Origin of the sequence: Lysinibacillus sp. NPDC093688 (genome assembly GCF_050280145.1) — a bacterium.
Lineage (GTDB): Bacteria > Bacillota > Bacilli > Bacillales_A > Planococcaceae > Lysinibacillus > Lysinibacillus xylanilyticus_B.
The window spans coordinates 27,174-48,493 of the sequence record NZ_JBNNUX010000020.1 but is presented as its reverse complement, the minus strand read 5'-3'; the positions used below and the strand labels follow the sequence as shown (position 1 = coordinate 48,493).

Genomic DNA, 21,320 nt, shown 5'->3' with positions numbered 1-21,320 from the left:
TATGTAATATTATTAAAAACAGTGGTTTTCCACTGTTTTTGTGATTTGTGAAACTTTTTACAAATAAAAACGTATATATTATTGTCCAGCGCGAACAAGGAGAACAGTTTTCCATAAATATATCTATTGATTATCTGTAAAAAATGGATTAAGATATATTTTGTTTCAGTAACAAATTGTAAAAGATTATTATTTTTTTTGTAAGAAAGTAAGGAGGATGTTAGGAATGAAATCAATAAAGTGGCCTAAACATTCGTTTATGATACTAGCAATTGTAGCAACTTGGATAAAAACGGTCATTGTTTATCACACAAGCTTTGAGATGAAACTCGAGAATGCGATGCAACAATTTATTTTGTTTATTAATCCATTGAGCTTCGTGCTATTTGCTTATGGTATATCGTTATTCTTTAAATCGCCGAAAGTTAAAAGTCGTTATATAATTACAATTAGTGTTATTTTATCGATTGTCTTATATGGGAATGTCGCGTTCTATCGTTTCTACAATGACTTTATTACGATACCGGTATTATTCCAAACGAGTAACTTTGGTGATCTAGGAACTTCAGTAGCAGCGATTGTCAGCCCTTGGGATTTATTATATTTCGTAGACGTACTTATTCTAATATTAGCGAATAAATATTTACCTAAAATGAAAGATGCAGTAAAAGTCAATGTAGAATTCCGTCGCGCGTACTTCGTATTAGCAATTGCTGTATCGTTCTTAAACTTAGGATTAGCTGAAACAGAGCGTCCACAATTGTTAACACGTAGCTTTGACCGTGAATTACTTGTGAAAAACATTGGTACGTATAACTACCATTTGTATGATATTTATATTCAATCAAAATCTTCTGCTCAACGTGCATTAGCGGATGGCAGTGAATTAGTAGAAGTGAACAACTATATCCGTTCTAATCAAGCAGCGATCAACCCTCAAATGTTTGGTAAATACAAGGGGCGTAATTTGATTCTTGTTTCGATGGAGTCTTTACAAAACTTTGTGATTAATAATCAAATGGATGGTCATGAAATTACACCATTCTTAAACTCTTTATCAAAAGATAAAGATACGTATTATTTCAGTAACTTCTATCACCAAACTGGATTAGGAAAAACTTCTGACTCAGAGTTTATTACAGAAAACTCATTGTTCGGCTTAGGTCGTGGTGCAGTATTCTTCACGCATGGTGGAAATACGTATAACTCAATGGCTGAGCGCCTTGGAGATAATGGCTACTTTACAAATGTCATGCACCCGAATAATAAATCATTCTGGAATCGTGACATGATGTATCAATCATTACACATTAATAAATTTTATGACATAGATTCATATAAGATTGGCGAAGGGCAAGCTGTTAACTGGGGTATGAAAGATGTCCCATTCTTAGAGCAATCTGCAGCATTAATGAAAGATATGCCACAGCCATTCTATTCTCGACTAATTACTTTAACGAACCACTATCCATTCACATTGGACCCAGAAGATGTAATGATTCCTGAATATACGTCAAACTCAGGTACATTAAATCGTTATTTCCAAACAGTTCGTTATATGGATGAAGCACTTAAAGACTTCTTCCAAAGCTTAAAAGATCAAGGTGTATATGATAACTCTATTATTGTAATGTATGGTGACCATTATGGTATTTCAGAAAATCATAACAAAGCGATGGCTCAATATTTAGGAAAAGAAAGCATTACACCATTTAATAATGCAATGTTACAAGAAGTACCATTATTCATCCATATCCCTGGATCAGGTGATGGTAAAGAAATGACAGAAGTTGCTGGACAAATGGATTTACGTCCAACAATTTTACACCTTCTTGGCGTTGAAACTTCAAAGGATATGCAACTTGGTGCAGACCTATTCTCTCCAGAGCATGAAGATTTCGTTGTTTTCCGTGACGGTCGTTTTGTAACAGATAAATATGTATATGCTGGTGAAGCTTGCTATGACAAAGCAACTGGTGAAGAAATTGAAGGTGAGCCATGTCAGCCATACGCTGATCGAGCTACGAAAGAACTAGAAAGTTCTGATGCCATCATTAACGGTGATTTACTCCGCTTCTATGACCAAAAGACAGGTAATTTGAAGCAAGGGGCAGTTAAATAAATAAAAAAAGAGATCTCATGTTTAGTGAGATCTCCTTTTTGTTGTACAATCAGCGTTCATTAGCCTGTCTTCAGCAGAAGTGACGAGTTATTTACCTACATATTACATATATCTTTTAACACTTAAATGGGAGCGTATGAGAAGCCAAATAAACAGCTTAAGGTATCGTGTTAGAAAAGGTGGAGAAATAATTGTGACTGTTCGAAAGGTCAAAAAGAACAGCTTAAATAGGAAATAAATATAAAAAGGATAAAAAAAGAGCAGTCTCATGATAGAGACTGCTCTTTTTTTGTCTGAATTTTAGTGTAATGCTGGTGGGTATCCGCTATGAATTACAGTCATAATTACGAACCAACCGAATACTACCGCACTTAATAAGTTGAAACCAACGCTTAAAAGGTTCTTTTCTTTAAGTGCTTGGAATGTACCAACTACAGCTAAAATTGCTACTAGACCAAAAATAACCATTAATAAGTTCATTAAAAATTGACACTCCTTTCGACATCAGAAAATGAATGTCGTCAACAATATTCCTCCTTAATTGTAAACGTTCTACCTGTTTTTGTCGAGAACTAAAATAGCTTAAACTATGAACATTTATCGTCAAATTGTGGTAAAGGCTGTATAATTGAAAATGAGGTGATAGCAATGATGAACGTACGAAGTTATTCACTTGGACCTGTCCAAACGAATTGTTATATCGTATCGAATAAAAATAAGGAATGCATAATTTTTGATCCAGGAGAAGAAGCCGATCGAATTATCAAGGCAATACGTAGTAACGGCTTAAAACCATTGGCCATTTTTTTAACACATGCGCATTTCGATCATATCGGAGCCGTAGATGCTGTCCGCGAAGCTTTTAATGTGCCATTATGGATTCATGAAAAAGAAGTAAGTTGGTTAGGTGATCCAACAAAAAATGGCTCTAGTAAATACGCAGCATTACCAGATTATATTGTCGGCGCTCCAGCTGAAGAAAATATAATTAAAAAAGAACAACTATTTGAAATCAGCGATTTTGGCTTTAAAGCAATTTTTACGCCAGGACATTCACCAGGTAGTATTTCATATATATTTGAAAATGATGGCTTCGCTATTGTTGGAGATACACTCTTTGAGCAAGGTGTAGGTCGTACGGATTTACTTGGAGGCTCAACAAAAACATTACTTGCTTCCATTCATGATAAGCTATTGACATTACCTGAAGATACTATTATCTACCCTGGTCATGGTAGTTATACAACAGTCGGTGCAGAAATGGAGACAAATCCTTTTTTGAATGGTTTTTAATAAATGACATCCCAATACTTTTGGTGATGAACTTGGAGAATTTATACGATAAAATCCCCCTGGCATTTCATATTGCAAAGGGGGATTTTACTATGCTTTGATCTATAATCATCTATATTTTCTGCATAAAAAAAGCATGTCTCATATTAGATGAGACACGCGTTTTTCTTTGTATTAATGACCGCCACCAGGTACGTGAATGAATGTTGTATAGTACGTGAAGCCAGCAAAGAATACAGTTAAATATGCTCCGAAAATGTACATGTACATACGTTCTGAAAGGTTTAAGAAGCCTAATAATAAGAATAAACCTGTATTACCTACGAATAATAGCGATACTTCGTTCATACCACCAAGGTAGAACATAACTGCAAAAATACCTGTCCAGAATGCCATAACTTTATACATATTATCCATGAAGATTTCCCCTCCTTTTGCCCACGACACAATAATCTCTTACTCATTATAAATGATATGAAAGGTATCTGTAAACTGGAACTTCTTCTTCTTTGTGACAAACCATTGGATTTTAAAAGTTAGTTATCGATTTCTGTCACGTTTATTTCATATTTACATAAATCGCAATTATGTATCATGCTATCAATTTGTAAAAAATCATTGCCCGAAAATAGCGCATCTACCTGTCCCTTTAAATAAGATTCATGTAAAGAACAAACAATTTCTGAATGAGTAGTAAGCTGCCCCTGGAATGGACAATTAAAAATGGAGAACGTCACTTTTTTAGCGTGTTCTGTTTGTTGAACTTGCGGAATATAGCCAATTAATGCAGCATTGTCAGTTAATAGCTGAAGCTTTTGTTCGAAGGAAAGGGTATTATTTAATTGTAATTCAGCATTTACATAATTCTTCATTTGTTGATAACCGTCTTGGTAGCTAATGTCCTTGCATCTTTCTAGTGCAGATGGTCCGAATTCTTGAATTAATTGGATTGCCCATTTTAATAGTCGATCCTCATCACGTCTCGGGAACGTTAATGATACACCTTTATCTGAGGCCTTATAAACACGACCTGGTCTGCCGCCTTTCCCAGTTTTAGCAAAATCAGCTGTGATGATATTGATTTCTGATAGCTTTGTTAAGTGTAGACGTGCAACGTTTGGATGTATGCCGAATTTATCAGCGATGTTTTGGACCGTTACAGTTTTCTTCTCTTTCAGGATGTACTCATAAATAGAGTATCTAGTTTCATCGGCTAATGTACCAGTAATTTTTAATGGATGGATCATTTACTTCACCTCTATGTAATTTTTAAATGTTATTTCTTTTACCAAGTCTTAGAAAAAAACCATGTTGATTCTATTATATTGTATTATTGAAAAAGATACAGTTCCTTTAGGCATAAATATTAACTTTTTCCTAAGATATTGTTCATTTTTAGTGGAAATTTGCACGTTATTCACATTTTTATAGCAAAAAACATATTTGATAGGAAATTTTATTGCAAATTTTTATTTTAAGAAAAGGGCTTTTTTCGTGATTGGTTCCTATCTATAATAGGAAATAACGAATAGAGCGGTCAAATTCGAATGAACTAGAAGAGGGGGTATAATTTACTGAATTTTTAGATAAAAATTAAAGATACGATCAACTTTTACCATTGTTCCAAGTCTTTCAAGGGATATAGAAATATATTTGAATTATGGGGGGATGGGGCTAGATATGAATAATAAAGATGTAAAAAAAGATAAAAACAATGATTATATTCCAGAAGCTTCAAGATGTACTCTCGCTTTTGTACTCGCAACTTTATTAATTTGGGGAATTTTTGATGTTTTTAATGAGGAAAATACTGGGTTTGGTTTTCAGTGGTGGTTGATAATTGAAATAGTATTAATTTATACAGTCTCAAGATATTACTTTACATTCAAAAACTCAAAAAAATAAACTAAAAAGCTAATAGAAACTATAAGAGCTTTTACCCTTATTGGACTTGGATCTGCAATAGCACTTAATACGATGTAAGGTTTTTTACTTATAGTTTAGATAGAACAAAAGGTAAATTCTATACATATCCGGGTTCTATAAATTCATATCAATAAAAATTCTAATATTAAGGTATGGCTGTGAAGGCTTTTATATTAGGCAAAATTTTGAACATTAATTTTTCTGAAATGGGTAGCCGGTGGTTCCAATCTAAACCATATATACAAATACAAGGACCTGTAATTAGGTGCCTTGTATTTTTTATGTAAAAAATCGATACTTCAACATCCGTATATTCTTTTATTCAACTTTGTTCGACCGATCTAAATCGGCATGCCATTTCATTAAAGGCCCTGTACAGATTTGAAATGTTAATAATCATTTTGATTGAGTTTTATCGATTGATAAAACTAACAATTGCACTGCCACTTTACTCCTTAATCTTGAAAATAGTTAGCTCAACTACTCTTATTAAATAAAATAGTTGCAATGTATTTAGCAATGTGTAAAATGTGTATAAAGTGTATATATATTGTGTTATATTGAGGGGTTTTCTATTATTTCTCAATCAACAAATGAAGAAGAGGGATTAGCATGCAAATCATTATTTCAAATAGTTCAAAGGAACCAATCTATGAACAAATTACAAATCAAATTAAGTCATTGATTTTAACAGGTGACCTCTTGGAAGGGACAGCATTACCCTCTATGCGTCAATTAGCAAAGGATTTACAGATTAGTGTGATCACAACCAAGCGCGCTTATGAAGAATTAGAGAAGGCTGGTTTTATTTATTCCATTGTAGGTAAGGGCTCTTTTGTCGCGGAGCAAAATTTAGAGGTAATCAAAGAGAAAAAACTAAAAGTTATTGAAGAGCAGTTGAGTGCAGTCATCAAAAACAGCAGAGAAATAGGAATGTCACTTAATGAATTGCAAGAATTATTGAGCATTTTAAATGAGGAGTGAAGCAATGGAAAATGTCATTGAAATAAGTAATATAAGCAAAAAATTCAAAGGTTTTTCTATTGAAAATCTTAACTTACAGGTGAAGAAAGGTTACATAACAGGATTTGTCGGGGCAAATGGTGCCGGAAAAACGACAACAATAAAAATGATAATGAATTTATTGAAGCCAGATACTGGGGAGGTTAAACTTTTTGGGTTGGACTACAAAACACATGAAAAAGAGATTAAAGAGCGTATTGGGTTTGTATATGATGAAAATGTATTTTTTGAAGGGTTGAACTTAAAGGATATACGGTTAATTGTTGGTCCGGCCTATAAAAGCTGGGATGATACATTGTTTTATCAATATGTAAAAAATTTTAATTTACCATTAAATAAACCTATAAAAACTTTCTCAAAAGGCATGCAAATGAAGGTATCATTAGCGATAGCCTTGTCACACCATGCAGAGTTAATTATTATGGATGAGCCAACAGCGGGTTTAGATCCTATCTTTAGACGAGAGTTCATAAATTTATTACAAGAGTTAATGCTTGATGGTAGTCGTACTATCTTTATCTCTACACATATTACAACTGATTTAGATCGGATTGCAGATTATATAGCTTTTATGCAGAATGGGAAATTAACATTTAATCATTCGGGTCATGAGTTAGCTGAAAATTATGCACTAGTGAAAGGAGGGCTAGATCTTCTAGATAGAGACACTGAAAAAGCATTTGTGCATGTTCATCGTGCATCAACGGGATTTGAAGCTTTAACGAAAGATAGAAATTCTGTAAATGAAATTTTCGGAGACAGTGTTGTAATTGAACGTGCCTCTTTAGAAGACATAATGTACTACTTTAAGGAGGAGTTGAACCATGCTTAATTTGATCAGACGTGATGTTATATTACAGAAAAAGTATTTGGTGGTTTTTATCCCCTTTATTTTAGTCTTTGTTATTTTTGACACATCACCAGTTTTGGTATTTCTCGTTGCTAGTATTTATATCCCCTTTAATACGTGTGCTTACGATGAGAAAGCAGAAACGAATATTCTATTAAATTCCTTACCGTACACTCGTAAAGAAATTATCTCATCTCGTTACATAGGTGCTATTGTATATATGTTTTTAACTATTGTAGTAACAAGTTTAACCCTGTTTGTTTTTAATAAACCATTTACAATTACTGATATTGTAATCAGTAGCGGATTATTTTTATTATTTGTTGCTTTTACTTTTCCGTTATTCCAAATATTCAAGTCAAACTACCTTACATTAGTAGTTCTCATTGGCTTTATTATTCTAACTAAGGTAACAGAACCTATTGTGCCATTTATAAGTGATTTTATTGTCAATATACCTTTACAAATTTTATATATGAGCGCGCTAATTACTATAATCACAATCTATGCTATTTCATGGGGAATAACTACGGCTATTTATCAGCGAAAAATATTCTAAATGTAGTTTTTACTATTAAACATTTTTTAACTTCTTTCAGCGGGTGTTTCGTAGCGGAAGGGAAACGTCGAGGCATAATTGATTGTTATTGTGAATATAAGGAAAAGCTGAAGGTACAATCTATATATTATCGTATGATAGTGATTATTGTGACCAAGATTTTCAATGTTCTCCATGGCAATATGCGGTTATGCCATTGTCCTTTAACCATTATAAAAGAAGAAATAAATCCTGCGTTAAGGGAGGGAAAGTTGCTGTTTCCTGAAAGTATTCACGACTGCCTCTAATGATACAAGCAACAATTGTTTCTGTTATTTATGGTTTTGATAAGAATAAAGAATATGAACCATATCTAGCCCATTCGCAACTTGTATAACTAAAGGTAGAATGGACGCGTTCAAATGAATAGTTAAATTTTAGGACCATTAAGGAGATACTTTCCTTAATGGTTTTTATATTAGTATAGTGTTCGCTTTGTTATATAGGTCTCAATACTTAATATGTTAGAAATGTATTTATATTAAAAAGACTATATTATTTGTAGTGCTTATCTTAAGTCTTTTCGATTGATTATATCCAAAAAGTGCTATAAAAAATGAAGAATTTAGCACCGTCCTACCAGTGATTGCCTGACTATAATAGATAATGTTTCGAAAATCACAAGAATTAGGAGGGGAAATATTAGTATTGAAGTTACATTATAATATTTATTTGGTAGAGAGATTTTCCTCTGTAAACATTATACGAATTCAAGAATTTATTGAAGAATATCTAAAGATGAAGTCCATTAAGGATGTGTCGACTCAGATTACTGAAGGTGAAATTAGTTACCTTGTCCATATGGAAACGGATATTTATGAAGAGTTAGCATCAAAAGTTTTGAATCAATTTGATTATGAACTATCTGAATATACTATGTTTCTACACAATCATTGTCATTTTACTAGATATAATGAGAATAATGATATCATTCATGCAGTAACAGCTTATCATGTAAGTGAAAACGTGTGGGAATTTTATTACGGTGGTATTTTAGATGTGCCAAAAAATACTGGTACTGTAGAGGGGGGGAATTACTGTATATATAAATTGGAGTTAGATCCTTCAGATGATAACCAAGAAAAAACTTTGGAAAAATCCTTTGATGATTGGCTGCAAAATAATAGTTAATAAGAAAAAATAGTATTTTATTAATTAATAATATATAGGGTTATCTTTCTAGTAGGGATATTGTCTATTATCATATTTACCTTAATAAATATAAAGTTAGGTTGAAATTAATGGGCAGGCATTAGAATTGGATAGGTCTTCGCAAACATATCATTCCATTAAGTTGCTATTAAATAACCAAGAGATTTAAATAGGCGATTAGAAGAATAAAGAGGCTGCCGTATTATTTCGGTAGCCTCTTTCATTTTATCGAAAACTAAGTCGTTTTGGTAATTGTCTTACAGGATGTTTTGATGTGTTTGGATTTGTGAATATAATGAGTAATTTATGAGAGAAAATTACTGCCTTAGTTTGTATTCTTGAACGAACCGTAGTACATTTTGGAAATTAGCACGTTATCCACATTTTTATAGCAAAAAACATGTTTGATAGGAAATTTTATAGCAAATTTTTATTTTAAGAAAAGGGCTTTTCTTGCTACAGGTTCCTATCTATACTAGGACATAACGAATAGAGCGGTCATATTCGACTAAACCAGAAGAGGGGTGCGAATATGAAAAATTTTGAAACGGTTGTTGAACGAAAGTGTGAGCAACTTTTACTAAAAGCCTATCATTTCGGTGCATCAGATTTACTATTAGTTCCGGAAAGTGAGCGATATCGTATTTATTTTCGCAAATATGATAAGCTACTCCAAGCAGGTGAGTTACCAAACGATCTTGCGGAACGAATGATTTCCTTTTATAAATTTTCAGCGGCATTAGATATTAGCGAGCGGCGAAAACCCCAAAGCGGCTCCTTCCAAAAAGTTATGGAACAAGATCAATATGCCTTTCGTGTCTCGACACTTCCCTCCGTGTTTTTAAAAGAAAGCCTAATTATCCGTCTACTTCTACAAAATCATGCATTCCCACTTACTTCCTTATCTTATTCCAAATATGCAGCAAACATGTTGATGGAACTAGTGAAACATCAACAAGGACTTTTATGTTTCACAGGTGCGACAGGCTCTGGTAAATCAACATCCTTGTATTCTCTTATCCATTACTGTTCGACAGAGCTAAATCGTCATGTAATTTCTTTAGAAGATCCTGTTGAAAATAATCAAGCTAATCTTTTACAGATTCAAGTAAACGAACGAGCTGGCGTTACATATGCTGCAGGCTTAAAGGCTATTTTACGCCACTCACCGGACGTTATTATGATTGGTGAAATACGTGATAAAGAGACTGCGAAAATCGCAGTCGAAGCTTCTTTAACAGGTCATTTAGTGGTCTCGACAATTCATGCTAAGGATTCGGTAAACTGTCTTTATCGTTTCATTGACTTAGGTATTTCAGTTGAAGAACTCCGTCAAACGGTGGTAGGTATAGTAGCTCAAACACTTTTCCAATCACCCATAATACAAGAAGAACGCCGTGCATTGTTTGAAATATTAAGCGATGTTCATCTTCAAATGGCCATCCAAGCAATTATGCAAAAAACTAGCTATGAGCTACCACATGATTTAACACTTGTAGGCCAAAAAGAAATAATAGAGAGTCATCACTATGCGAATACGAAAGTTTATTGAAAGAATTCGCTTGGCTTACAAGAAGGCAACAAAATGGCGCGTAAAGGAGCAAGCCCATTTTTTTAGTCGATTAAGCGTGTTAATGCAGGAAGGTTATTTATTTCCACAGGCTATTTCTATTCTATTACCTCATCATATTGAAGCGCATGAAGACATACAAAAGCTAATCAATGAAAAGCTAAGACAAGGAGTCGGTGTTTCAGGAGTGTTTGAAGCATTACAACTTCCCAAACACCATTTAGTAGCCATTACAGTTGCAGAAAACAATGGATATATGATAGAGACGTTAAAAGGCGTGGCAAAGCAAATGACTTTGAGTGAAGCAACGAAGAAAAAATTAATGAAACTACTCCTCTATCCAGTAGTACTTATTTTATTTATGTTGCTGTTGTTTTTAGTGTTTCGCACCATATTCTTTCCTAATATCGAAAAAATGGTGACTAGTCGAACGACCGGCACTGAGGAGACAAGCATTGCTTTGTCAAAGGCATTATTGCATCTTCCCGATGCTTTAATGTTCATAGGCATTGCAGTATTTTGTAGTATTCTCATTTTCCACCTTACTCTCAAACGACGTCCGATTGCTCGCCAGTTAAATATTAACCTAAAAACTCCTTTGATTCGGATTTATATACGAATGTCTTTGACGAGACAATTTGCTGCTTATTTAGGGAGTCTGCTACAAAGTGGGTTTTCTTTACAGGCAAGCCTAAAAATTCTAGAGGAGCAGCGACTTCAACCGTTTCTACAATATCTAGCGCGATGTATAAAGGATCGTGTTGTTTTGGGTGATACGCTAACACAAGCCGTTAATTTGATGACGGTTTGGCAGAAGGATTTCTCGACATTTGTCGAACATGGAGAGCAAAGTGGCTATTTAGGAAAAGAGCTAGTACTGTACAGCGAATTATTGACAGAAAAGCAAGAGCAACTATTGCATAAAATCCTTGCATTTGTGCAGCCAACCTTCTTTATCATTATTGCGATGTGTATAGTTGCCGCATATGTAAGTTTATTATTGCCAATATATCACATGATTGAACTAGTATAGGAGGATAATAATGAAACGTATAAAGCAGCAAGCAGGTTTTACCTTGATTGAAATGCTAATTGTTCTTCTGATTATTTCCATATTAATTTTAATTACAATCCCTAATGTTACAAAACATTTTGCTACCGTCGATGAGAAGGGCTGTAAAGCATATGTGAGTATAATTGCATACAAAGACAACCGTATCTATAAATCTAGTCATATCAAGGGTTTATAGCTTTTTAGTGTAAATGCATAATTAATATTTTAGTTCCACTTCTAGTGATTTCAGATAAGCACACTACCAACAAATGGTTTAGTGTGTTTTCTTTTGTTAAAAAGGTTTACATGATTATTCTTGAAGAGGAAATAGGTAATTAGGAATGTTTATCGATAGTGGTTGATTAGGTAATAAGTATTGATTAGTGTTTGCAACACTAATCAATTTGAATTATTAAAAGTTGTTTTATTGTTAACTTTAGTTTAAAATGGAAACAATCATAGCATTTTATTGCTATCGAGGGATCTTATAGTGTTAATAGGAATTGTTAATGCCAGATCCATAAGCATTGCAATTTCAGATAATGTACACTCAACAGATTGAGGAATTACACTGACAAGTAGAAACAATCACTATTTTTAAGAGAGAAGGAACAACAATGACAAAGAAAAGCAACGAATTTAGTAGAAGTATTGTTAATGAACAACTTAGTACGGTGAGGAATTTGTTTGTTGAATATGGTATTGACTTATCGTTAATTAGCGCAGGGAGAACACTATACGAGTCTTTGCGACTAGCTAAACACCGCACTAAAAAGAGAAAAGATTACATTGAAAAAGGTATTAAGTTCTTGTTTAACTCCGAAGATAGACTTGCACTTCTGGAAGTTATTAGCGGTGATAAAGTGTTCTGGGAAGCGTGGATAAATCAAAATAACATCTATGACAAAACGGGTTTTGATAATGATAGACCTTCTGTTCACAGATTAAATCCCGATGGCAATTATGAGTTTGGGAATATCGGTGTACTTCCTTTAGGTAAACATCGACAAGAACACGCTGTATCTACAGCAGTGGTCATACTTGAAAATGGTAGTCTATCTGCTCAAATTTTTGGAAGTAAGACTACAACAGCTACAGCAATTGGCGTAGGTATTGGTAAGGTGAATAACATGGCAAAACGTGGCTATAAGGTTGTTGATGAAGCAACAGTTGCAGATACAGGACAAGTTGCCATTACAATGCCTGTCAAAGTCTTAGAGCCAACTAACAGTGAAGATGAATATAAGGCTCAATGTAAAGCTCATGGAATAACTTACGAAACACCCGAAGTACGAGCGGAACGTGAAAAGAAACAGGTAAAAAGGGTAGAGCAACAGTACAAAGAAATGTGTGAAACAGATGGAATAGAGTACCTTCCACCCGAAGTACGTAGAAAAAAGGCAGATAGTAAGTCTTCTAGTGAATTATAATTTTGAGTTTTGACAAAGTGCCTTTCTTTTGGGGGTGCTTTGTCGCCCTATAATAACCCTAGGAACTGATTGATTATTGAATAATTAATTATCATTTTTATTCTAGTTTTTAATTAGTAAATTGATAATTCAATGTTGGGAAGGATAGAGAGTTAGATTGAAAATGGTAGGTAACATAAAATCGGTAATTGGAAAGGATATTTCTTCAGTTCCAAACAAACACAAACCTTATTTTGAGATAGATGAAAATAACATAATCAGATCATACAAGCGTCAAATTTGCATTGATAGAGCAGAGCTAAAGGCAATGCTAACAAGTGATGAAATTGAAAATTTTCTTCCGGAATTTAACTATTACGTAGAGCGGAAAGTGCAACCAAATGGCTTTACAATCATACAAAATATCATTGATTTAAGGGAATATTACGGTGTTTATATTAAGATTCAACCTTACAATAAGGGTGTTAATGCAGAGATTCAACTTCATTCAAAATTCACTAACAACCTACAAGGCAATAGCTCTGTGATACTCGATATTCTAAACAATCCTAAATGGTTTATCACTCGCTTAGATATAGCAACCGACTATACAACCCCATTCAACAATAGTGCTTTCCTTAGACGTAATGGCAACCAAAAGCAAAAAAATTTTGGTACGTCCTCGTGGTCTGGTTCAACTGCAAATCCTAACAAAACCGCAGTTAATTCTCATTATGACCGCAAAGTAGAAGATAAATCACTGGATAGCAATTTCACTAACCGTTTTGAGGTGAAAATGTACTTCAAAGAGAGTGATAATATGTCCTTTGCTAATCTAAATCATGCCCTTATCATTGAGCGACTAAAGGCAGAGTTGTTTATTCCATGCCTAACGTACTCTAATTTCCATGAGAAGAAGGTAAAGACCAATAAAGGTAAGAAGGACTTCATTGACCTTATCAAGCGCTCTAAGGATGCAGATAACGAGAATTATGTCAGATTGCTTCTTACTGATAGTCAATTGCAAACCTACCGTCGTCACTTTAAAGCGTGTCGTGATGAGATAGAAAATCTATATTTAGGTAAGAAGAATATGATCTATGATTTCTTACTAGCACGTCAATAGGTTGATGTGTTTTGTTAAGTCCCTCAGAACAGCGCTCAGACGATTTGAAAATCAGCTAGGCGCATATTTAAGTGCGTAGATTGCTCTCGGGTTAGAGGATGAAGACTACGTCTCTGACTGTTTAAAATTCCATAACAGATAGTAGAGCCAACCACAATCCTATTAGTTTTTATATTACTGATAGAGATTATCTTATTTCAAGATGAACATAGGGAGGAACAGAGATGGAGAAACAAAAAAAGAGTTATAGACGTAAACCAAAACGCAACATATTCACATTGCCACCTGATTCAGAGGAATTTTTATTACTTGAAGAACAAGCTCGAAAAGATCTTGAAACATACAGAAAATCAAAAGATGAAGTAAGTGATGTATTGAAAAAAGAAGCATTGGATGATAAAGACTTTCTAAAGCAAGTGATCAGTATGCTAGGACAAATACTAGAGAGAATGTCTAAATTGGAAATGAACCAAGAAGAGCAAGCAAAGCAGTTGAATGAGCTTAACAAGAAGCTCAAAGCCTTGAGTTAGCTTACAACAAAAAGCGTACCAAGCTCTTAGGCGTGTTTAACGAACCTGTATCACCTGTGGGCGTTGAAAACGGAGCAGAAGAATGGTTGGTGGGACAACATCTACAGAGCTTTCTATGAAGTTATAGAAATGAATGTGAGATATTAGAAAAGGACTTATGGAATGGGAATAACATAAGTCCTATATTAACGAACTATCTAACTAATCTATAGTTGATTTGGTATCCACTAGCGTCCATTTCATCGGCAATTTGAGTTTTCCATGTACCGTCTTCATATTTAACATAGACAACACCTGAAATATCGTTAGGTAATTCAAGGTTTTCACCTTTATGTAGAGCAACCACATTATTGCGACCTAGTTTAGCGGTGAAGTAACCATGTTCAAAAACTACATTTTGTCTAGCTCTACTGTTGAAATGCTCAGATGACTTTGCTTTACCTTCATCACAAGGAGTATATAAAATAATAGCAAATCCTACTTCAGAATATTCTTCTATCTTTTCTATAATAGTCTTACCTTTGCTTACTTGTTCGTGAAGAATCACGGCTTCAAAACCTAATTTTTCTACAAATCGTGCAACTTCATTTTTTAGACCAACATCATGACCATGTACTATAAATACTTTGTTACTTTTTGTAGGTTCAGCTACTTCTGTGTCTAAAGGTAGAGAAGGAGTAGATGGGAAAAATTCTTCTTCCAACTCTATTTCTTTTACAGCTCCATTCAATACACTTATCATTGAAGTTTTTCCTCTTTGAAAACTACTTATATATGTAGAAGTGTTATCTGCTCCTAGGGCTATCATACCAGGAGTGAATTTAACTTTTTTGAACTTTTCAGTATGGCTTGAGTTTTGGCTGAAAATTTTAGTAAGAATTACTTCTCCTGTAGCCAAAAAATCTGAAAGATTTGATGAACCACTTTGATATTCCATGTTCTGCATCTCTTCAATCAGATTATTTATTAGTTCCCTTTTTTTACTATTGTCCATTTTGATTTAACCTCATCTCTACTTTTTCTTTACAGAATAAAACTGCTATATACCATAGAAATCATAACATAGTAGAGAGGTGAGTTGGTAGAAGAATGGTATAGGTGCATCAAATAAGATCTACTGTTACTTCCAACCGATACGATAAGGGCTAAATGTCTTAGAAGTTTATTCAACTTTATAGCACAGAAGTTCATTGGAAAATTCCTATACAATACTCAAATTAAATAGTTATCCATATCGAAGCAGTGCAAAAAAGGTAAATGTACCATCATCTACAGCGTGTGAGTGTATACAAAAATTTTATAGAGGGACTAAGGTGTTTACGAGAAGGAGTTAGTTTGTAATAAATTACCACATAGAAAAAATGGAAGTTCGATAAAAAGATTCTAAATGATGAGAAGAGGCAACTAAAGGCAATCGTTATGGAGCATAGAGAGCCTTTAGCAGATATGTATTTAGAACATTGTGACGAGTTGTTTAAGGTGTTCCATAATGTTCCGATTATGACCGATGCCGAAAGTGTTCGCACGTTGGCAAGCTAATAAACTTACTAAACAAGGAGAAATGAAAATGTTAACGACATACGAACTATACAGGAAAGTACCTGTGTTTAGAGATGCTTTAATTAAAGAGTTACAGGAGGAAGGTATCGGGAAAACGGAACAGTTATTGCTCGATAAGTACCCTGAGGACTATAAAAAACTAAAGGAAATTCTGCCACTTGTAGATAGATTAAAAAAAGAACTACTACAAAATTGCAAAGCAGAATAAGCAATCAAAATAGCTGTAAAAAGAACAAGCACATCACTAAGCTGTGGTGTGCTTGTTAATAAGCGTGTGAGCGTGATTGAAGTGACCAACTATTCACGGGATGATTTTTCGATGCGTGTGAGGTCGCTGTACTGGTTCACTTTTGTCGTGCTGTTACAGTTGGACGATACGATGAGGTATTAAAAATCAATAAGCCCATTTTGTATTTTTATAGCTTGGTTTACCTTCGACATTGTTTCAGAGTCTAAGTTTGCTATTTTTTCTGTTAATCTAGATTTGTCAATAGTTCGAATTTGCTCTAACAATACAACTGAATCCCTTTGTAGGTTACTTTCTAATGAATTAAGTTCTACATGAGTTGGCAATTTAGCTTTTTGAATTTGTGCAGTTATTGCTGCAACAGTAACTGTGGGGCTATATCGATTATTAATATCATTAGATATTATTAATACAGGTCTAAATCCACCTTGTTCGCTACCGATAACAGAAGATAAATCTGCAAAGAATATATCACCTCTTTTACATATACCTAGATACTTGTTTAAGTTTTTGTTGCTATCATTAATGCTAGATGCTTTTGGTGATTTATTTAGAAACCTATTTATCATAGATTTAATAGAAACCGCAGGTTCTGAAGCTTCTGTAGGTTCCGCATGTTCTGTAGCTTTTGTAGGTTCCGCATGTTCTGAAGCTTCTGTAGGTTCCGCATGTTCTGTAGCTTCTGTAGGTTCCGCATGTTCTGAAGCTTCTGTAGGTTCCACAGGTTCTGTAGCTTCTGTAGGTTCTGTTGGGTTAAGTTCAGACATACCATTGGCGTAAAATTTATCAAACCTAGCATGAGTTTCATCGGTTTTATGTATAAGATTTATTTGTTCTTGTTTTAGTGCTTCAATTAGTGATGACATTTCTTGTACATTTTTGATTACCGATTCTAGGGCAATATTAGTTTTCGTTTCGGTGGCATTAGCTTTAAAACTTTCTCCTACTGCGATTATTATTGCCACAAATGCAAGAGCTATTGAAACTAATCCACTAGCGAGGGAAATAAATTCACCAAGAGACAAACTCTCATCTTTTTTTATCCAAAAAATGATGGTTGATAACACTAGTATTATAAAAGTTAAGTTCGTCCTACTGAATATTTTCTTTTTGCAATAGGATGTAAATTGGTTTTTTTGCTTCATAGGTTCATCTCCTTTAATGGATATTTTAAACTAATTTAAATAAAATGGGAATATACTTTTCGGTGTCGTAACTTTTAAGTTTTGACACCTTTGGAGTGATACTGTATTATCAAGGTATCAATTGGTGTCGTAATTAAGTGTCATAAATAAGTGTGGGAAGAGGAATGGAAATGACAGTATATGGATATGCACGTGTCTCAACTATAGGTCAAGACCTAGAAGCACAGATTCAAGATTTGAAGAAGAACGGTGCTGAAATCATCTATAAAGAAAAGTTTACAGGCACGAAAACAGATAGACCACAATTTAATGAACTTTTAAGCGTACTAAAAGAAGGTGATACGCTTATGGTAACAAAGTTAGACCGTTTTGCTCGTTCAGCTTCACAAGGTAGTGAATTAGTAAAAGACTTAATTGCAAAAGGCGTAAGAGTACATATTTTGAACATAGGGCTTCTGGATAACACACCTGCTTCAAAGCTTATTAAAAATATTTTCTTTGCATTTGCAGAGTTCGAGCGTGACATGATTGTGGAGCGCACACAAGAGGGGAAAGCGATAGCAAAACAAAATCCAAGTTATCGTGAAGGGCGCAAGCCTACATATACAAAGGCACAGCTTGATCATGCTATGAAGCTGAAAGAAACACATTCATTCTCACAGGTAGAAGAAATCACAGGGATTAGCATGAGTACCTTAAAGCGTGAAGCTAGAAAGAGAAAAGCAAAAGAAATATAACAACTTTACTTGTTTTTCAAAAGGTGACGTTCATGTATATTCAGACGAAAACCTTGATTTATAGGGCTTTATGACACACTCGATTTTTATGAGTTGACGTGTAAAATCATCGTTTTGTTTTGAGTGTGACACAGAGTGATAGAGGCTTGTTAGAGGGGCTTCGTGGCTTCGTGGCTCGCTCCTAGAGATCGAGTTGATACATTCGTCGTGTAAAGATTGAAGCGTCACAGAAAGCCATTTGGGAGGTTTTGGAGCGATGGGCTACCAAAGGTACTTATACCCCATTATTTCCGATATTTAACTAATTGGTGTGTAGAAATACATAATACCTTGTACATCTACACCCCACGTGAAAGGAATCGAAGCGATATGAAAAGAAAAAGAGCGGTAGTTTATACAAGGGTTTCAACAGATAAAGAGGAACAAAAATTGTCCTTAGCTATGCAGAGAGAAGTTTATGAGGAGTACTGTGCAAAACATAACTTCGAACTTGTTGAAATCTTTGCAGATGAAGGTTTCAGTGGCACTAATGCTAGACGTGAGAAATTCATTGAAATGATGTACCGAGCAGGATTGGATTTTGATGAACGAGTTAAAGATAGCGACATTTTTCATACATCAGACAGAGAGCCTGAATTTGACTACATTATCACTAAAGATGTTTCCCGTTATGCTCGTAATGAAGAAATTGGTATGTCAACAGCTAAACAGCTTAGAGCTTTAGGGGTTTATATTAGATTTGAACACGGGGGAGTTTCTACAGAAGACAAGAATTGGAAGTTAATGCTAACTATCTTGTTCAGTGTTGCAGAAGGATATTCTCAAGATTTAAGTGAAAAGATAAAGTTTACTAAGGAACATAATGCTAGAAAACATAGATATAGACCCGCTAGGCTTCCTTATGGCTTTACATGGGATAAACAAAGGGAAATTGTAAAAGTTCCTGAACAGGCTGAAATTGTAGCGTACATTTTCGACAGTTATGCTGAAAAAGGTGGAATGATTCTCTCTAAGGAATTAAATGAAAAGAAAATACCCACTCAAAGAAATCATCTTTGGTCAAGTGATAAAATTACACGCATCATCAAGAATCGTATATATACAGGAACAGCGGTTGTGCATCAAACGTATAAAGATGATGTAACATCAACTGAACGAAAGCGTAGAGATGAAAGTGAGTTCATTACTATCCCTAATGCAGTTCCTCGTATTATTTCAGATAAGCAGTATGAAGAAGCACAAAAGGTTCGTTTAAGTAGGGTTAATACTATTATAAAAAAGCGAGGTAGGAAAGTTTCTTATAATGATATATACTTTCAGAAGATTAAGTGTGGTGTATGTGGTAAAGGATTTAAGAAGCATACAACTACAGGAAGTGGTAAGAAAAAGAAAATCAACTATATGTGTAATAGCAGATTGAAGCAAGCTAGCTGTGGTTGTAGAGGTATCGCTTTAAATAATTTGAACAAGGGATTAGAGGAAATCAATATCAATTTCTTAGCGGACACTATGAAAGAGCAATCTCAATATAAGGAACTGAAGAATAGTTTAGCTACAGAGCTTGTTCGTGTAGATGGAACTAGAAAACAGCTACAGGAGCAGATTGACCAATTACATGATGCCTGTGACAACCTATTAGATTCTATACAAGAGTACAAAAAGAAAGGTAACAACAGGCTAGTTAAAGGTTTTGAAAAGAAATATGATGTTGCTATACAAGAACTTGAAGTATTAGAAATTCAATATGAAGCTATTAATGTTGAAAAGATTCAAAGGTTAAAGCAGAAAGTAGAGAAGAAAAAAGACCTTATTCAACAGTTGAGGAAGAATCAGAGTTTTAATATTGAAGAAAAGCTACAGTTTTTGCAAAAGGTAGTTGTCACTGACTATGAGCTTGAATATTTTTTTACTATGCCTAACTATGACGATGAAATTCAAGAGTTCAACAGCATTTTCAAAGAAAACCCAATTAACGTTGAGCTTCAAACGATACCCTTTGGAATCACTGTAAGAAGGAGTCATAAAGAAGCTAAGGAACATTGGAACCAGCTTGTTGAGGATAACGAAGCTAGAGAACAACATGAGAGAGATTTTATACATCAATAGATGGTTACAGAGGGTATCAATTATATAGGAAGAAACACGCATATAGATCCGATTGTATGCGTGTATTTTTTTTAGTTTTCTTTTTTGAACTTGATCACTTTGGATTCTTCAATCCAACCTTCAATATTTTGCTCTTCTATTTGTGCCTCTACCTTAACCCAATTTCTTCTTTTTTCTATAATGTTTACTATTGTATCTTTAGGTATATTTACATTAGAGCTGAAAGCGGAATGTCTTGAGTAACTTAATCGAACTTTTGAGGATACTCTTAAAATACCGATCCTGTTTACATTTTCATAAGAAGTTAATCCCTGTTCTTTGATATATTTTTTTGCTGAGATGTAGCCTATAACGTAAATACCATTATCAACAGAGTTTTGGATAGCATTGATAATTTCGTAGTGATTTTCTATAAGGTATCTAATTGCTATGGAGACTAAAGGCAATAAAACGAGATTTACTAAAGATTTTAAAGCATCAGTACCATAAGATACTAAAATATCTCTAACAAAGTCTTTAAATGGAGATTTTTTTACATTTTGCTGACTTTGCATGTCATTAACAATTCTCCTGACATCTTCCTCGGTCAGAGATTGATTGTTATTGACTGAATAAGGAGCTTTATCTTCTTTGACTAAGGAAGAACTAGAATATCTAAATTCTTCATAGGCTTCTTCAATGTCTTGAAGTTGTCTAGAAACTAATTCTTGAACTTCAAAAAAGTGTTTTGGCTCAAAATGTTTGAATGCCCCCATTGCAGAGCTTAGAGACCCCCCCATTTTACTAACAGCACTGAGTGTATCTGACAAATCCAAAGCTGATAAGGAGGAAGCTATAGCCTTATTGGATTGATAGAGAGAATCCATTGCAGG

The 21,320-nt window shown here is 34.2% G+C and carries 21 protein-coding genes and 1 pseudogene; 16 read left to right on the top strand and 6 right to left on the bottom strand.

The window, feature by feature from the left end; genetic code table 11:
* Positions 1-226 precede the first annotated feature (226 nt).
* Positions 227-2,122: an LTA synthase family protein gene (locus tag ACQKN2_RS15930; RefSeq protein WP_427415812.1), complete on the top strand. Its 1,896-nt coding sequence runs from the start codon at positions 227-229 to the stop codon at positions 2,120-2,122.
* A 300-nt stretch (positions 2,123-2,422) separates the two neighbouring features.
* Here ACQKN2_RS15930 and ACQKN2_RS15925 read toward each other — a convergent pair whose 3' ends face one another.
* Positions 2,423-2,602, bottom strand: a complete 180-nt coding sequence (locus ACQKN2_RS15925; RefSeq protein WP_427415811.1) for a DUF2759 domain-containing protein — start codon at positions 2,600-2,602, stop codon at positions 2,423-2,425.
* Between the two features lie 168 nt (positions 2,603-2,770).
* Between ACQKN2_RS15925 and ACQKN2_RS15920 the strand changes: the two genes are divergently transcribed.
* Positions 2,771-3,415, top strand: coding sequence for an MBL fold metallo-hydrolase (locus ACQKN2_RS15920; RefSeq protein ID WP_323651505.1), 645 nt, complete (start codon positions 2,771-2,773; stop codon positions 3,413-3,415).
* Between the two features lie 174 nt (positions 3,416-3,589).
* Here the strand turns inward: ACQKN2_RS15920 and ACQKN2_RS15915 are convergent, their stop codons facing one another.
* Positions 3,590-3,832, bottom strand: coding sequence for a DUF2626 family protein (locus ACQKN2_RS15915; RefSeq protein ID WP_024361272.1), 243 nt, complete (start codon positions 3,830-3,832; stop codon positions 3,590-3,592).
* Between the two features lie 119 nt (positions 3,833-3,951).
* A complete protein-coding gene (locus ACQKN2_RS15910) occupies positions 3,952-4,662 on the bottom strand; it encodes a helix-turn-helix transcriptional regulator (protein WP_427415810.1) in 711 nt (236 codons plus the stop codon).
* A gap of 433 nt (positions 4,663-5,095) precedes the next feature.
* Between ACQKN2_RS15910 and ACQKN2_RS15905 the strand changes: the two genes are divergently transcribed.
* From ACQKN2_RS15905 to ACQKN2_RS15855, 11 genes and pseudogenes are all read left to right on the top strand, one after another.
* Entirely contained in the window at positions 5,096-5,320 is a 225-nt protein-coding gene (locus ACQKN2_RS15905; protein ID WP_427415809.1) for a hypothetical protein, read from the top strand.
* A gap of 633 nt (positions 5,321-5,953) precedes the next feature.
* Positions 5,954-6,325 carry a GntR family transcriptional regulator gene (locus ACQKN2_RS15900; RefSeq protein WP_323651503.1) on the top strand — a complete coding sequence of 124 codons (372 nt, stop codon included), beginning with the start codon at positions 5,954-5,956 and terminating at the stop codon, positions 6,323-6,325.
* A 4-nt stretch (positions 6,326-6,329) separates the two neighbouring features.
* Entirely contained in the window at positions 6,330-7,196 is an 867-nt protein-coding gene (locus ACQKN2_RS15895) for an ABC transporter ATP-binding protein (protein WP_427415808.1), read from the top strand.
* Positions 7,189-7,773: an ABC-2 transporter permease gene (locus ACQKN2_RS15890; RefSeq protein WP_427415807.1), complete on the top strand. Its 585-nt coding sequence runs from the start codon at positions 7,189-7,191 to the stop codon at positions 7,771-7,773. The genes ACQKN2_RS15895 and ACQKN2_RS15890 overlap by 8 nt, the downstream gene beginning before the upstream one ends.
* 687 nt (positions 7,774-8,460) lie before the next feature.
* A complete protein-coding gene (locus ACQKN2_RS15885) occupies positions 8,461-8,943 on the top strand; it encodes a hypothetical protein (protein ID WP_427415806.1) in 483 nt (160 codons plus the stop codon).
* Between the two features lie 553 nt (positions 8,944-9,496).
* Positions 9,497-10,516, top strand: a complete 1,020-nt coding sequence (comGA, locus tag ACQKN2_RS15880; protein WP_427415805.1) for a competence type IV pilus ATPase ComGA — start codon at positions 9,497-9,499, stop codon at positions 10,514-10,516.
* Positions 10,494-11,567, top strand: a complete 1,074-nt coding sequence (gene comGB, locus ACQKN2_RS15875; RefSeq protein WP_427415804.1) for a competence type IV pilus assembly protein ComGB — start codon at positions 10,494-10,496, stop codon at positions 11,565-11,567. Before comGA ends, comGB begins: the two co-directional genes overlap by 23 nt.
* A gap of 10 nt (positions 11,568-11,577) precedes the next feature.
* Positions 11,578-11,733: pseudogene (locus tag ACQKN2_RS15870) on the top strand (prepilin-type N-terminal cleavage/methylation domain-containing protein); the annotation flags it as partial.
* Between the two features lie 472 nt (positions 11,734-12,205).
* Complete coding sequence (locus tag ACQKN2_RS15865; RefSeq protein WP_427415803.1) at positions 12,206-13,018, top strand: hypothetical protein; 813 nt, start codon at positions 12,206-12,208, stop codon at positions 13,016-13,018.
* Positions 13,019-13,175: 157 nt separating this feature from the next.
* Complete coding sequence (locus tag ACQKN2_RS15860; protein ID WP_427415802.1) at positions 13,176-14,123, top strand: hypothetical protein; 948 nt, start codon at positions 13,176-13,178, stop codon at positions 14,121-14,123.
* A 224-nt stretch (positions 14,124-14,347) separates the two neighbouring features.
* On the top strand, positions 14,348-14,653 hold the full coding sequence (locus ACQKN2_RS15855) for a hypothetical protein (protein WP_427415801.1): 306 nt from the start codon (positions 14,348-14,350) through the stop codon (positions 14,651-14,653).
* A 193-nt stretch (positions 14,654-14,846) separates the two neighbouring features.
* Here the strand turns inward: ACQKN2_RS15855 and ACQKN2_RS15850 are convergent, their stop codons facing one another.
* Complete coding sequence (locus ACQKN2_RS15850) at positions 14,847-15,647, bottom strand: TIR domain-containing protein (protein WP_427415800.1); 801 nt, start codon at positions 15,645-15,647, stop codon at positions 14,847-14,849.
* A gap of 573 nt (positions 15,648-16,220) precedes the next feature.
* Between ACQKN2_RS15850 and ACQKN2_RS15845 the strand changes: the two genes are divergently transcribed.
* Complete coding sequence (locus tag ACQKN2_RS15845) at positions 16,221-16,421, top strand: hypothetical protein (protein WP_427415799.1); 201 nt, start codon at positions 16,221-16,223, stop codon at positions 16,419-16,421.
* Positions 16,422-16,600: 179 nt separating this feature from the next.
* On the opposite strand, the gene ACQKN2_RS15840 is transcribed toward ACQKN2_RS15845, so the two are convergent.
* Complete coding sequence (locus tag ACQKN2_RS15840) at positions 16,601-16,948, bottom strand: type II toxin-antitoxin system PemK/MazF family toxin (RefSeq protein ID WP_427415846.1); 348 nt, start codon at positions 16,946-16,948, stop codon at positions 16,601-16,603.
* Positions 16,949-17,775: 827 nt separating this feature from the next.
* Here ACQKN2_RS15840 and ACQKN2_RS15835 point away from each other — a divergent pair.
* Complete coding sequence (locus ACQKN2_RS15835) at positions 17,776-18,342, top strand: recombinase family protein (protein WP_427415798.1); 567 nt, start codon at positions 17,776-17,778, stop codon at positions 18,340-18,342.
* A gap of 369 nt (positions 18,343-18,711) precedes the next feature.
* Entirely contained in the window at positions 18,712-20,448 is a 1,737-nt protein-coding gene (locus ACQKN2_RS15830; protein ID WP_427415797.1) for a recombinase family protein, read from the top strand.
* Between the two features lie 71 nt (positions 20,449-20,519).
* Here the strand turns inward: ACQKN2_RS15830 and ACQKN2_RS15825 are convergent.
* Positions 20,520-21,320: hypothetical protein (locus ACQKN2_RS15825; protein WP_427415796.1), on the bottom strand; the 801-nt coding region annotated here is incomplete at its 5' end.

What these genes read in the sequence shown, in the direction of transcription:
- ACQKN2_RS15855 (WP_427415801.1), top strand. Translation starts at nt 14,348, where the DNA reads ATGGAGAAACAAAAAAAGAGTTATAGACGTAAACCAAAACGCAACATA.
- ACQKN2_RS15830 (WP_427415797.1), top strand. Translation starts at nt 18,712, where the DNA reads ATGAAAAGAAAAAGAGCGGTAGTTTATACAAGGGTTTCAACAGATAAA.
- ACQKN2_RS15850 (WP_427415800.1), bottom strand. Translation starts at nt 15,647, where the DNA reads ATGGACAATAGTAAAAAAAGGGAACTAATAAATAATCTGATTGAAGAG.
- ACQKN2_RS15845 (WP_427415799.1), top strand. Translation starts at nt 16,221, where the DNA reads ATGTTAACGACATACGAACTATACAGGAAAGTACCTGTGTTTAGAGAT.
- ACQKN2_RS15895 (WP_427415808.1), top strand. Translation starts at nt 6,330, where the DNA reads ATGGAAAATGTCATTGAAATAAGTAATATAAGCAAAAAATTCAAAGGT.
- ACQKN2_RS15915 (WP_024361272.1), bottom strand. Translation starts at nt 3,832, where the DNA reads ATGGATAATATGTATAAAGTTATGGCATTCTGGACAGGTATTTTTGCA.
- ACQKN2_RS15910 (WP_427415810.1), bottom strand. Translation starts at nt 4,662, where the DNA reads ATGATCCATCCATTAAAAATTACTGGTACATTAGCCGATGAAACTAGA.
- comGA (WP_427415805.1), top strand. Translation starts at nt 9,497, where the DNA reads ATGAAAAATTTTGAAACGGTTGTTGAACGAAAGTGTGAGCAACTTTTA.
- ACQKN2_RS15865 (WP_427415803.1), top strand. Translation starts at nt 12,206, where the DNA reads ATGACAAAGAAAAGCAACGAATTTAGTAGAAGTATTGTTAATGAACAA.
- ACQKN2_RS15920 (WP_323651505.1), top strand. Translation starts at nt 2,771, where the DNA reads ATGATGAACGTACGAAGTTATTCACTTGGACCTGTCCAAACGAATTGT.
- ACQKN2_RS15900 (WP_323651503.1), top strand. Translation starts at nt 5,954, where the DNA reads ATGCAAATCATTATTTCAAATAGTTCAAAGGAACCAATCTATGAACAA.
- comGB (WP_427415804.1), top strand. Translation starts at nt 10,494, where the DNA reads ATGCGAATACGAAAGTTTATTGAAAGAATTCGCTTGGCTTACAAGAAG.
- ACQKN2_RS15890 (WP_427415807.1), top strand. Translation starts at nt 7,189, where the DNA reads ATGCTTAATTTGATCAGACGTGATGTTATATTACAGAAAAAGTATTTG.
- ACQKN2_RS15930 (WP_427415812.1), top strand. Translation starts at nt 227, where the DNA reads ATGAAATCAATAAAGTGGCCTAAACATTCGTTTATGATACTAGCAATT.
- ACQKN2_RS15905 (WP_427415809.1), top strand. Translation starts at nt 5,096, where the DNA reads ATGAATAATAAAGATGTAAAAAAAGATAAAAACAATGATTATATTCCA.
- ACQKN2_RS15925 (WP_427415811.1), bottom strand. Translation starts at nt 2,602, where the DNA reads ATGAACTTATTAATGGTTATTTTTGGTCTAGTAGCAATTTTAGCTGTA.
- ACQKN2_RS15835 (WP_427415798.1), top strand. Translation starts at nt 17,776, where the DNA reads ATGACAGTATATGGATATGCACGTGTCTCAACTATAGGTCAAGACCTA.